Annotated in this window: 13 protein-coding genes; 4 read left to right on the top strand and 9 right to left on the bottom strand. The window is 58.8% G+C overall.

The features are described from left to right. Nucleotides 1-306 precede the first annotated feature (306 nt). The 4 genes from PHF39_RS10680 to PHF39_RS10665 form a co-directional block, all read right to left on the bottom strand. Nucleotides 307-1,962, bottom strand: coding sequence for an ATP-dependent DNA ligase (locus tag PHF39_RS10680; RefSeq protein ID WP_300223769.1), 1,656 nt, complete (start codon nt 1,960-1,962; stop codon nt 307-309). 71 nt (nt 1,963-2,033) lie between these two features. Further along, the gene (locus PHF39_RS10675) at nt 2,034-2,822 is read right to left on the bottom strand and encodes an MBL fold metallo-hydrolase (RefSeq protein ID WP_300223767.1); all 789 of its coding nucleotides are present in this window, start codon (nt 2,820-2,822) and stop codon (nt 2,034-2,036) included. Nucleotides 2,823-2,939: 117 nt separating this feature from the next. Continuing rightward, complete coding sequence (locus tag PHF39_RS10670) at nt 2,940-3,125, bottom strand: hypothetical protein (protein WP_300223765.1); 186 nt, start codon at nt 3,123-3,125, stop codon at nt 2,940-2,942. A gap of 10 nt (nt 3,126-3,135) precedes the next feature. Next, nucleotides 3,136-3,324 carry a hypothetical protein gene (locus tag PHF39_RS10665; protein ID WP_300223763.1) on the bottom strand — a complete coding sequence of 63 codons (189 nt, stop codon included), beginning with the start codon at nt 3,322-3,324 and terminating at the stop codon, nt 3,136-3,138. Nucleotides 3,325-3,462: 138 nt separating this feature from the next. Here PHF39_RS10665 and PHF39_RS10660 point away from each other — a divergent pair, with 138 nt between their 5' ends. Both PHF39_RS10660 and PHF39_RS10655 read left to right on the top strand, forming a co-directional pair. Beyond that, entirely contained in the window at nt 3,463-4,605 is a 1,143-nt protein-coding gene (locus PHF39_RS10660) for a putative sulfate/molybdate transporter (protein ID WP_300223761.1), read from the top strand. A 68-nt stretch (nt 4,606-4,673) separates the two neighbouring features. Further along, on the top strand, nt 4,674-5,783 hold the full coding sequence (locus tag PHF39_RS10655) for an acyltransferase family protein (RefSeq protein WP_300223759.1): 1,110 nt from the start codon (nt 4,674-4,676) through the stop codon (nt 5,781-5,783). A gap of 60 nt (nt 5,784-5,843) precedes the next feature. On the opposite strand, the gene glp is transcribed toward PHF39_RS10655, so the two are convergent. Beyond that, the gene (glp, locus tag PHF39_RS10650; RefSeq protein ID WP_300223757.1) at nt 5,844-7,052 is read right to left on the bottom strand and encodes a gephyrin-like molybdotransferase Glp; all 1,209 of its coding nucleotides are present in this window, start codon (nt 7,050-7,052) and stop codon (nt 5,844-5,846) included. Continuing rightward, nucleotides 7,049-7,225, bottom strand: a complete 177-nt coding sequence (locus PHF39_RS10645; RefSeq protein ID WP_300223755.1) for a hypothetical protein — start codon at nt 7,223-7,225, stop codon at nt 7,049-7,051. The genes glp and PHF39_RS10645 overlap by 4 nt, the downstream gene beginning before the upstream one ends. Nucleotides 7,226-7,345: 120 nt before the next feature. Here PHF39_RS10645 and PHF39_RS10640 point away from each other — a divergent pair, with 120 nt between their 5' ends. Further along, entirely contained in the window at nt 7,346-7,573 is a 228-nt protein-coding gene (locus tag PHF39_RS10640; protein ID WP_300223753.1) for a sulfurtransferase TusA family protein, read from the top strand. A gap of 27 nt (nt 7,574-7,600) precedes the next feature. Continuing rightward, the gene (locus tag PHF39_RS10635) at nt 7,601-8,848 is read left to right on the top strand and encodes a DsrE family protein (protein ID WP_300223751.1); all 1,248 of its coding nucleotides are present in this window, start codon (nt 7,601-7,603) and stop codon (nt 8,846-8,848) included. A 175-nt stretch (nt 8,849-9,023) separates the two neighbouring features. On the opposite strand, the gene PHF39_RS10630 is transcribed toward PHF39_RS10635, so the two are convergent. From PHF39_RS10630 to PHF39_RS10620, 3 genes are all read right to left on the bottom strand, one after another. Next, entirely contained in the window at nt 9,024-9,500 is a 477-nt protein-coding gene (locus PHF39_RS10630) for a VOC family protein (RefSeq protein WP_300223749.1), read from the bottom strand. A 75-nt stretch (nt 9,501-9,575) separates the two neighbouring features. Next, entirely contained in the window at nt 9,576-10,649 is a 1,074-nt protein-coding gene (locus PHF39_RS10625; RefSeq protein WP_300223747.1) for a TOBE-like domain-containing protein, read from the bottom strand. 12 nt (nt 10,650-10,661) lie between these two features. After that, a partial coding sequence (locus tag PHF39_RS10620; protein WP_300223745.1) for an ABC transporter permease occupies nt 10,662-11,410 on the bottom strand: 749 nt, incomplete at its 5' end.

The following is an 11,410-nucleotide window of genomic DNA, read 5'->3' as shown; positions in this document are numbered from 1 at the left end:
GCGCAGATGATGCCTCTGAATTACCCGTACAAAAAATATGACCCGATCAAGTAATTGATGCCGCCACGGGGACAGCCGCAGGCTGTGGAGAAGTGATAACTTCGACTCGCCCTTTGGGGATTGAGTGGTTCATCAGAACCACGAAATCGAGAAGAACCATTCGGTTCTTCGAGTCGGCGGCCCGTCATCACAACCGGGGGTATGGGGGCATCAGCCCCCATCGTACAAATGATGGTTTCAACAGGGCAGAACAATCTGCAAATGTATTCCATCTACCATGAGACAAAGAAAAGACACTGGCAGGTTTCACTTATCCTGATACGCCTGCGCCGTGTTCGCCTGCTGCTGGTACCGGGCCCGGATGCTCTCGATGGTCTCGATGTCGGCGATGTCCTTGTCGTCCCGGATCCGGATGAACCGGGGGAAGCGGAGGGCAAACCCTGCCTCGTAATTCACGCTCGCCTGCAGTTCAGCGTACCCGACCTCGAAGACAAGCGTGGGCTCGAACGTGACCTCCTTTCCCGCCTTCCGCTCGACAGTGTCCTTGAGGAGGTCGTACACTTCGGCGAGCTGCTCGTCCGAGAATCCGGTTGCGACCCTGCTTAAGGGGAGGAGTTTTCCCTGGTCCTGGCAGGCGACAAGGAACGAGCCGAAGACATGGGCGCGCTTCCCCTCACCCCACTCGGCGCCAATCACCGCAAGGTCGAGGGTGTCCACTTCGGGTTTGATCTTGATCCAGTTCTTTCCCCGCTGGCCCGGCGTGTACGGTGAGGACGGTACCTTGATCATGATCCCCTCGTGGCCTGCGGCAAGGGCATCGTTGTATGTCTTTTCTATCATTTCCCGGCTGCTGCTGACAGTCTGCGGGGCGATAAACAGCTTCACTACGCTCTCCAGTTTCTTCCGGCGCTCGGTGAACGGGAGATCGATGAGGGTCTCTCCGTCGAGGTACAGGATATCGAAGATGTTTGGCACCATCTCGATCTTCTCCTGTGCCTCTGCAACATCGTGCCGGCGCCGGAACCTGCGGAGCACGGACTGGAACGGCATCGGCTTGCCGTCTTTGATAGCGATCACCTCGCCGTCCAGGATCACGTCGTGGTCGGTTGCGCCCATCAGCTGTCCGATGACATCCGGCAGTGCCGCGGTCACGTCCTCGAGCCTCCGCGAGTAGAGCCGGGCCCAGTTGCCTTTTTTATGGAACTGGAAGCGGGAGCCATCGTACTTGAACTCCGCCGCAATCTCGCCATGCTCTTCGGTCATGCCGGCAATGCTCCCTGCTTGAGCAAGCATCATCCGCACCGGGTGGAAGAGCGTGATCTTCACGTCTTCGAGCGCAGCGGGTCCGGTCTTTGCAAGCCGAGCCACCTCACCCATGTCGTTGAGCGCCTGCTGGGCATGCTCCACAAGAGAGGAATCAACCCCGAAGGCTTTTGCCACCGCTTCCCGCACGCTCCCTTCCCCGACGCCGATACGGAGTTCTTCGAGCATGATCCGGGCAAGGTACCGCCCCTCGATCGGGCGGGCGTTTGCGAGCAGGCGCCGCACTAAAAGCCCTTTCTCCCGCTGGGACTTCTTCCCTTCCGTATCGGCAATGGCGATCAGCTCGTTGTACACCTGCACGAGTTCGAGGTCCTCGTGGAAGAAGGTAGTCTGGGACTTGAGTTCAAGGAGTTCCTCGACTGCCGTTCCGACGTCCCCGGTTGCATTGATCTTGTCGATCACCTGCTCTTTTCTCACCCCGGCAACGTACCCGGCCGCCTCGTACAGGAGGTTTGGCCCGATGCCGAGTTTCCTGCTGCTCCAGTCAGGGAAGATCCGGCCCATCACGAACCGGACAAAGACCGGCAGTTCCTCTTCGCTCAGGCCGGGGAGCATCTGGCTGATGATCGCGATCATATCGAGTCGGCCGGATGTCTTCTCCAGCTGCCCGCAGGTCTGTGCAAAATCCTGGAAGCGCATGGCGGTGTTCCCTGCTGATCTTACATGGGTTGGGGGATGAACATAATCATTTCTTACCCGGGTGGGCCCGGTCAGAGCCGGATCTCCTGCGGCGATGCGGGGCAGCTCCCGCATTGCGTTGCCACGACAACGTGCTCCTCCATGAAAAAGAGGCCGAGGCCGTCGCGGGCCGTGCTCCGCGCCCTCTCAGGCGTGTTGTTGATCTCGCTCAAGTGGGCGAGGATGATGTGGGGCACGTCCTTTCCAAAGCCGTGGAGGCATTCGGCTGCGGCCTGGTTTGAGAGGTGGCCGTGTTTTGACCGGATCCGCCGCTTGAGCGATTCGGGATACGGCCCGTTTGCCAGCATCTCCGGGCAGTGGTTGCTTTCAAGCACGATCCCGTCGCAGGGCCGGAGGAGGGAGAGCATTCGGGGAGTCATGATCCCGGTGTCGGTACAGTACCCGATCCGGCAGTCGCCTTCGGTCATGATGAAGCCGCAGGGCTCTGCCGCGTCATGGGAGGTAGCGAATGGCTCCACGGATATGTCCCCGACCGTGAACCGTTCATGATACTGGCAGGTATGGTGGACGAGCGGCTTCTTCGAGAGTTTCCGATACCCGAGGAAATCGCTGAGCGTTCCCTCGGTTGCGTAGACCGGAACATCGAGTTTCCGGGCGGTCACGTCAAGCCCGCGGATATGGTCGCCGTGCTCGTGGGTGACGAGGATCGCGCTGATCGCTTCCGGGTCGAGACCGGCCGCGGCCATGCGACGGAACAACTCCTTCGCACTGAGGCCCGCGTCGATCAAAAGGGTGGCGGATGAGCCTTCGATGATGGCACAGTTGCCCTTGCTCCCGCTGGCAAGCACAGTACAACGCATTACCCTAATATTGGCCTTCTTTGTATTAGAGATTTGATTTGCGGCAGGCCGGGACCGCTCGCGGAACAAGCGCCCGCGAAGGGAACAGGGACGGGTGAAACAAAGAAGAAAAGAGGATTATTTCCGGGGCTTGAGCGTCTCGTATTCGGCAAGCACCGGCGCGATGGTCTTCGTGGATACGGAGCGGCGTACCAGCGCCGTAAGTTTTCTCACATAGTGGATATGTGCAATCTGGAAACTGACAATCAGGCCAAAACAGAAGCAGGTGATTATGACCAGGGAATAACTCAGTAGGTCTACCATGGTTCCTCCGTTACGACTCCCTCGCAAGTTCGTCCACGAGCGGGACTACCGAATCAGCATCCGAACACTCCTTTGCAACCACGAGGAACCGTTTCGTGTAGTGCATGACCAGCAGCTGGTAACCGAGTACCATCCCGATGGCAAACGTGATGACCCCTATACCGATATAGATTAAAAGGTCCGTGAACATATCCGCCATAGCATACCTTAGTGACTGTTACAGTAAACAAGCAGATAAATTTATTGAATACGTGCCCGACGGCAGGTGGCGGGGCGGCTGGAAAGGTTAATCCCGTTCATCCCCTTTATTGTAGTAAACGCAAAAGGATACTATCCCGTGACCCAGGCGACAGAAATATCCTCCCCGATCCCGTTCTCGTTCTCTCTCACGGAGCTTGCAGGATCGCTCGGGGACTTCGGGACGATCATCCCGCTCATCCTTGCCGTTGCGCTCGTCTCTGATGTGGACCCCCGCTACATCCTCCTCTTTTTTGGGATCTGGTTCATCCTCACCGGCCTGTATTACCGTCTGCCCATCCCGCTGGAGCCGATGAAGGCTATCGCAGTCGTGGTCATTGCCGCGGGTGCAACCGGTGGGATCTCGGCCGGGGAGATCGCTGTTGCCGGCCTGGTCCTCGGTATCATCTTCCTCATCCTTGGCTATGGCCGTTTCTTCGAGATCATTGAACAGTACGTGCCCCAGTGCGTTGTCCGGGGCATCCAGCTCGGTCTTGCCCTCCTCCTCTTCCGCTCGTCAGCCGGGTTCATCATCGAAGATCCCCTCTTCTTCGGGATCGGGATCGCGGTCATTGTCGGCTTCCTCCTCCTGGTCCGGTTCCGGGGGATCCCTGACATCTCTTCGATCTGCGTCATTGCCGTGGGCCTTCTCGGGGGTATCGTGCTCTTTGGCCTGCCCCCGATCAGCCTGATCCCTGCACCCCGGCTGGTGATCCCCCTGCCCACGGATATCGTCCCTGCGCTCACAGAACTCGTTCTCCCGCAACTTGTCCTCACCATCGCAAATGCCATCCTTGCCACCTCGCTCCTGACAAAGGACCTGTTTGGACGGGATGTCCCGCCAAAGAAATTCTCCACCACCATCGGCCTGATGAACCTGACATCAGTCCCGTTCGGCGGCTTCCCGATGTGCCATGGCGCCGGTGGGCTTGCGGGGCAGTACCGGTACGGCGCCCGTACCGGCGGGGCAAACATCTATGCCGGCCTGATCTTCATTGTGCTTGCCCTGTTCTTCACCTCCCCGCAGGTCCTCTCCCTCATTGCGGTGGGCGTGCTCGGCGCGTTGCTTGTCTTTGTCGGGATCGAGATGGGGCGCCACAGCCTGAAAACCGATTCGCTTACCGTGACTGTGGTCATCGGGTTCCTTGCACTCGTCAGCTCGATCACGCTTGCCTTCATCGCGGGGATGGCCCTTGCGTACCTGCTGGCATGGCACGCGAAGAGAGCAGCATTGGCGAGCTGAAACAGTTGGGCGGGGGCAGTTCATAGCGTAACCGTCTTCTTTCCCGGTATCGAATATCAGATCATCTCATGGTCCGGCTGCATTTCATCGACAACCTGCGGTGGATAGCTATTCTTTTGCTCTTCCCGACCCACGCCGCTTTCGTCTTCTGTGCCGGGTGGTACAGCTACTATGTCATGTCCCCGTACCCCTCCGTGGCAGCGCATTGTCTCACGGTTGCCATCGAGCCCTGGATCATGCCGCTCCTTTTCTGCATTGCCGGTATCAGCACAACGTTCGCGTTGCAGAAACGCACGCCCCTCGCGTACCTGAAGGAACGTGCAGGGCGGCTCCTCGTCCCCTTCTTTGCCGGGGTGGTTATTGTCTGCCCTGTTATTGCCTATTTTGCCCTGAAATTCCACACCGGCTATGACGGGAGTTATGCCGGCGCGGTCGTGCACTTCTTCAGCTCTTTTTCCGCCTTCCCGTACACCAACGGGATGACCGGTGAATTCAGCGTAGACCACCTCTGGTTCCTCCTGTTCCTCTTTCTCGTCTCCCTTGCAGCACTCTGCCTTATCCAGCTCTCGCGGCGGCTGATCGGGTCCCGGTTTACCTCCATCGTCATGCCCCTTCCGGTTCTCCTCCTCCTTTTTATTCCGGCCTGGCTCCTGAACGCTGCCGGCCCGAACGTGGGCGGGTATTCGTTGCCCTCGTACTTGTTGTTCTTCCTCATCGGGTATGCCCTGGTTGCGTCCGATGAGGCACAGGTGTCTCTGGACAAGAATTGGGCTCTTCTCGTTGCACTATGGATTGCGCTCACTGCCGGCGTCATGTGGATTGGCGGCATCATGCTCGGCAACTGGGGATTCTTCTGGGGTTCTTCCCCGCTCTATGTCCTCACCGGCTGGGCCGGTGTCCTCGCCCTCCTGGGAACCGGCAGGCACCTGCTGAACTTCTCCAACACCATCACAGAATATCTTGCAGGGGCATCGTACCCGGTATACATCATCCACCATGCCGTCCTGGTGGCTGCTGCGTACTACCTTATCGCCGTTCCTGTCCCGCCGGTGGTTCAATTCACGCTGATCGTTCTCATCAGTCTCTTTGTGACGTTTGCCTGTTACGAGATCGTCAGGAGAATTCCGGTTGTGCGGGCACTGTTCGGTATTGCCGTCCAGAAGAAGGATACTGCGTGAGCGGCTGTAAAAAAAGAATCGGCTCCATCTGGAGCAGGGTGGCCTCATCGAAGGTCCGGGTCACCACAGGATTACATCAACGGTGCTCCCCTTCTCCAATCCCTCGAACCCTGCCGGGATCCGGATCAATCCGTGGCTCCGGACAAGCGTGTTGAGGAGTCCGGACTTGCCAAAGAGCGGGGTCGCGACCCCGTCCCTGAGCTTCACGCGGACATACTCCTCCCTCCCCCGCTGCGAGGGGATGTTCTCAGAAAGGGTTGCCTGCACGGTATTGATGAGAGGATCAGTCTGCCCAAGCATCCGGTCGAGCAGCGGGCGGACGATCGCGATCAGGACAACAAAGGCCGAGGCCGGGTGGCCGGGGAGCCCGAAGACCGGTTTACTATCGATCGTTCCGATAATGGTCGGCTTGCCCGGCGCAAGGGCGATCCCGTGGACAAGCACCGTTCCCTTGTCTGCAATAACCCGTGCGGTCATGTCCCGGTCATCCTTGGAGCTTCCCCCGGAGAGGAGCACCACGTCACATTCTGATACTGCCCTGGCGATCACTGCCTCGAACGCTTCGCGCTCGTCCTTGACGATCCCATAGAGGCGGGGTTCGCACCCGTACTCGCGGAGCCACGAAGAGAGCATCGGGCCATTGGCGTCCCGTACCTGCCCTGGCCCGGGCACGACCCCTCCCGGCACGAGCTCGTTGCCTGTCGAGATGATAGCGACCACCGGCTTCTTTGCAACGGGGACGTCCATACACCCGCAGGCCGCAAGCACCCCTGTGTCCTGCGGGCTGAGCCGTCTTCCGGCCAAAAAGACTGTCTCGCCGGCCTGGAAGTCCTCGTCTTTCCGGATGATGTTCTCGCCATAGGATGCAGCCTTCTTCAAAAGGACCGTGTCCCCGGCAACCTCCGTGTACTCAATCATGACCGCAGCGTCGGCTCCCGGCGGGAGGATGCCCCCGGTCGGGATATAGGCACACCCGGCGTTTCCAACCGCGAGGGTCGCATCGTGCTTTCCCATCGCTACTCTTCCTGCACACCGGATGAGGGCAGGGGCAGAGTTCCCCGCGCCCGCCGTATCGGCCGACCGCACGGCGTACCCGTCCACCACGGACCGGTCGAAGCCCGGGACGTCCGTGTCAGCAGAAATGTCGGAGGCCAGTACGCGCCCTGCGGAGATTTCGACCGGGACGGTCTCCTTCCCGGGTAACGGGGCGATCTTCTCTGCAACCTTCACTGCATCGGTCACTGAGATGACAGAGAAGAACCTGCTCATTTGAAGCAGCCCAGCTGGCACTCCCGGATCTTGATCCGGTTCTTCGTGCAGTACTCCCCGACTGCCATCCGGGAGACTTTTACTTTCTGTGCTATATCAAATGCCTGGGCACAGGTGATCTTCTCTGTTATTCCCGCTTCCTGCAGTGCTTTTTTGATCTTCGCGTCACTCATGGTTGATCACCTTTGGTGTACTTCTTCATTGGGTTTACCTGTTTTCATTGCATCCCCGGCCAAGGGATTATCTTCGCGGAAGGGAGAATACTCAATGAGGTCCCCCGGACAAGGGTTCTTATGGCAGCAAAGAAACTCGATATCTCCGGTAAGACGAGCCCGTACTGCCTTTCGGTGGTTGAGAAGGAAGCAAAGGCTTTATCCCCGTCCGGGGAATTATTCATTACCTGCGATAATTTCCCCGCCGTTACGACCTCTATTCCGCGGATCGCACGGGAGGAGGGACTCTCGATGGAAACCGTGAGATCACCGGACGGGCACTGGGAGATCCGGCTTGCAAGAAAATAAGATATTGTTCCCCATTGCCATCCGACCATGACAACGCATTTTTTCCTCCTGTCCGGGCACGTGTCCCTGGAACGGCTCTCCTGGCTCGAGGAGTGCCTCAAGTTCTTCTTTGTCCAGCTCTACCCGGAGACCCTGATGCACCGGGCCCCGGCCGGGAGCCCGGGGGTGGTGCTCCTCCTCACCGGCGATGCGCTGTACAGCCTTGAAGACACCGAGACCCGGCAGGCCTGGGAAGTGATCCTCTCCCTTGCCTCGGTCCGTCTTGTCTGCGACCGGCAGGAACTGGAGCTCCGCGGGATCACGGTCCAGCGCCTGAAGATGAAATACCCCGACCAGGTGATCGACAACAACAGCCTTTCTGCTGACAACCGCCCCTCGTTCTGGAATGACGTGATCGGGCTCGTCCGGCAGAACCGGCCGCCGCTCCCGGACGCTGTCGGCTGGCTCCAGAACGAGTCCCCCTACATGCACCTGTCAGCATGGTATGGCGTCAACTGCCTCTCAGCCGGCCTTGCGGCCCGGCTCTCTCCCGAACTCTATGCCAATCTTGACGGGATCCACATTGCCCACAACGGCCAGAAACCAACGGAGGCCGAGAATATCGGCACGGGCCTCATGGAAATACACGACCGTGCGGTGCGGCAGGGTCTCCCCAGCACGTTCCTTGCCTGCAACCGGTGCGCAACAGCCCGGGGCTACAGCACCTGGGACGACGGGAACGGGTCGGTAATCTCAACCTGTACCATTAAGCCTTTTCATATACGGGACATGAACGCAATCATTGACCGGTTCGAGCGATCCCACATTATCCTTTCCGCGAATTCCGGTTCGATCCAGTTCCCGAAGAAAGGAGCTGCAGTCTCATTCGACCGGGCCGAGAAGAGCAGCACGGCTCCTCCGGTCACTGTCCTTGTCACAAGCAACCCGTACAGCACGGAGCACGCATTTGGCGCCCTCTCGTTTGCCGTTGCCTGCGCCCACCAGGGCATCCTGACCCGGGTGGTCTTTATTGAGGACGGAGTCCACACGGTTGCCGGTGGCCACCGGGTACCCCCGGACTCCGTGCCGTTCAATATCCAGGAGGTCATCAACACTGTCGCCGGCAGCGAGAACCTCCACTTCTTCGTTCTCGTGCCCTCCCTGCAGAAGCGGGGCCTTGCGAAGATCAAGGACCTGAATGCTGTCCTCGACATCGGGTATCCCGGATTTGGCAAGATCCTTTTTTACCCGCCCGGGAACGTGCAGGCCGAGCACCAGCGCGTGCTGGTGTTTTAGAGGCGACCGGTGTTTTTTAGTGGCAGAGCCAGCTGACCGCTTCACCTCATTGGAATCACCCGGGCGTTTTTTCCCACTATAAACAGGGAGATTTCCAGCTCCTGAAGGGATGTCCTGCAATTATCGCAGGGATGTCCTGCTATTATCGTCTTGGTATCCCGTGAATCCCCGGCCTTCACCCTGTCATTATCTGGTGCACGATCTCCTCTGGCATTGTTGTTTTCTTTGCGATCTCCTCTTCTGTCATCCCCTCGCGATGCATCCGAAGGATGACTGCCTGCATCGGTTCCCCGAATTCGACAATAAACCGGTCCGGATCATAGACCCGGAACACTCTCTGGCCCCATGGCTGCTCGCGGGGCTCGTGGACGATTTCGACACCCTGCGAACAAACGGTTTCCCAGGCACCTTCGATGGACCCGGTCTCGAAATAGATCTCGATATCGTTTCCCCTGACAGGCGGTGTCTGCTTTCCGTGGATCACATTCAGGGCATAATCCTTCTGCCAGAGTGCAAGGCCGTTTTTAAATCCCACATTCACCCCGATGTCCATCTCGATCTCAAGGCCAAGGAGATCCTGGTAAAACCGTTTCGATTGTTCAATGTTGCTGACAAAGAGAACAAATGCCGTAAGCCTGCAATCAGGTATCATGGTTGTCGGTATTGTTTCTTAAGGAGCACGATAAAAGCGTGGCAGGGAATGGTGAAAGTATTACCCCGCGGGCTCTCACTCCGGGCGTCCATTCCCATTCATGGGGATCACATGCACCGCTGTTGCCTTGAACGTTGCAAATACTCCGCTCCCCTCTTTCAGATCAAGGTCACGGCAGCTCTCGCGGGTGAGGAGTGCCGTAAGCGGGAACCCCGCATCCAGGCTCACCCGCACTGTGCTTCCCGAAGAAACGATCCCGGTAACGGTCCCCGGCAGGCAGTTTCGGGCACTGGACTCGAACGGGGCTTTTGAGAGGATAACGTCCTCGGCATGCAGGGTGGCGACCACGTCTCCCGTGACTGGTGAGGCCGCAGTAAAGGTCGGGCCGCGGGCGGGTGTGATGCGGGTGATATTGCCCTCGCGATCCGATCTCCCCCGGATGATGTTGCCGATCCCCAGGAACTCGGCAACGAAGGTGTCGGAGGGGTGGAGAAATACTTCTGAGGTTTCCCCTACCTGAACAATCCGCCCCTCCCGCATGATGGCGATCCGGTCGGCAAGGGCAAAGACATCGTCGAAATGGTGGGTGATCTGGACGATGGTTGTCCCGGTGACGCTCCGGATCCGGGAGAGTTCCCGGCGCATCCGCTCCCGGCTCCGGCTGTCGAGTGCGCTCATCGGCTCATCGAGAAGCAGGACCTCAGGCCGGAGCACGAGGGCCCGGGCAAGGGCTACCCGCTGTTGTTCTCCCCCGGAGAGCGTGCCGGGGTAGCGTTTTTTCAGATGCCCGATCTCCATCAGGTCGTACATTTCCAGCACGCGATCCCGCTGTTCATGTACAGGGACTTTTTTCTGGCGCAGCCCGAACGCGATGTTCTCTTCGACCGTGAGATGGGGGAAGAGCATGTAGTCCTGGTACACCATGCCGATGTTCCGCTCGCGGGGCTCGCGGTCCGTAATGTCAACCGTATCGAGAATGATCCTTCCGGTCTTGGGAGTATGGATCCCGGCAATGGTCTCCAGGAGAACGGTCTTTCCTGCGCCGGTCGGGCCCAGGACGATGAAGTACTCATCGGAACGAATCTCAAGCGAAACGTCATGAACGGAGAATTCACCCAGCGTGATGGAGAGGGATTCGATGCGAAGCATGGACTGGTCCTCCTAAAAGACGTTCACGTTCTTGTCAAGGTATTCGACCGTGCAGAGCGCGATAAGCGAGATCAGGATCAGGATGGTAGCGGCCGCGATGGCAAGGTCCACGTCTCCTGTCGAGATATTGAGGTAGAGGGCGATGGGCAGCGTCTCGGTCCGCATGGTTGTTGCGCCGGCAAGCATCAGCACGGCGCCGAACTCCCCCATTGCCTTGGACCACGTGATCACGGTACCGGCTATCAGTCCGTGCCGTGCCATGGGAAGCGAGACCCGGAAGAATGCACCGGTCTCCGTGCACCCGAGCGTCTTTGCCACGTGCTCGAACCGCGGATTGATGGATGCAAATGTCGAGCGCATGATGCGGACCATGTAGGGGAGATTGACGAAGACTTCCGCAACGATGATCCCCAGCGGTGTGAAGATAACCGCAAAGCCGGCACTGTCGAGCGCCTTTCCCCACGGGGTTGTACCGAAAAAGAGGAGGAGCGCAATGCCGGCAACCAGCGGGGGGAGCGTCAGGGGGAGTGTCAGGACAAGGCTTGCGATCCGCTTTCCCGGGAACGTATACCGGGCAAGCGCATAGGCAACCGGGACGGCGATGGCTATGCAGATGATGGTCGATGCCACGCTCGTTACAAGACTGAGCAGGATCGCAAACTGGATCTCGGGGCTTGCAAGGCTCGAAAGAAGCGTGGAGAGCGGAGAGTAGAAGAGGAGGCCAAGGAGCATCCCGCTGATAACAAGAAAGAGGATGAGGG

Source organism: Methanoregula sp. (genome assembly GCF_028712425.1).
Taxonomy (GTDB): Archaea; Halobacteriota; Methanomicrobia; order Methanomicrobiales; family Methanospirillaceae; genus Methanoregula.
The sequence above is the reverse complement of the archived record's forward strand: the minus strand, read 5'-3'. Positions and strand labels throughout refer to the sequence as shown.